Source organism: Virgisporangium aliadipatigenens, assembly GCF_016863615.1.
Lineage (GTDB): Bacteria > Actinomycetota > Actinomycetes > Mycobacteriales > Micromonosporaceae > Virgisporangium > Virgisporangium aliadipatigenens.
Map to the genome: position 1 here is coordinate 1 of NZ_BOPF01000109.1, position 713 is coordinate 713.

Consider the following 713-nt stretch of genomic DNA (forward strand, 5'->3'; position numbering starts at 1 on the left):
CTACCTCAGCAACGGTCACGTCGTCAACCGGTACGCGGACGGGTCGTCGGCGGAGTTTGCCGGTGAGCATGTAGTCCGTCAGACGACCGCTGACGGTGCGGTGTACACCGCCTTCGACGACCAGAACAGGCCGCATCGGGGCACCACCGGCGGCGACTCGTTCACGGTCGACTACCTCAACAACGGCAACGTGGTGAACCACTATGCGGACGGGTCATCCGCGGAGTTTGCCGGTGAGCGGGTGGTGCGGCAGTCGACGGGTGACGGGGCCGTCTATACGGACTTCGACGGGCAGAATCGGCCGCATCGCGGGAGTGTCGGTGGGGAGTCCTTCTCCATCGATTACCTCGGCAACGGAAACGTGGTCAACCGGTACTCCGATGGGTCTTCGGCGGAGTTTCAGGGTGAGCATGTGGTGCGGCAGACGACCGCTGACGGTGCTGTCTACACGGACTTCGACGGGCAGAATCGGCCGCACCATGGTCAGGCCGAGGGCGAGTCCTTCTCGATCGACTATCTGGGCAATGGCAACGTCGTCAACCGGTATGCGGACGGGTCGTCGGCGGAGTTTGCCGGTGAGCGGGTAGTCCGGCAGACGACGGCCGATGGGGCCGTCTACACCGACTTTGACGGGCAGAGTCGGCCGCACCATGGTCAGGCTGAGGGTGAGTCGTTTTCGATCGACTACCTCGGTAATGGGAATGTGGTCAATC

At 63.4% G+C, this 713-nt stretch carries 1 protein-coding gene; it reads left to right on the forward strand.

Annotated features, from left to right (window positions below; all coding sequences use genetic code 11):
• Positions 1-713 (forward strand): hypothetical protein (locus tag Val02_RS46990; RefSeq protein WP_203905893.1); only part of this gene is annotated, 713 nt, incomplete at both ends.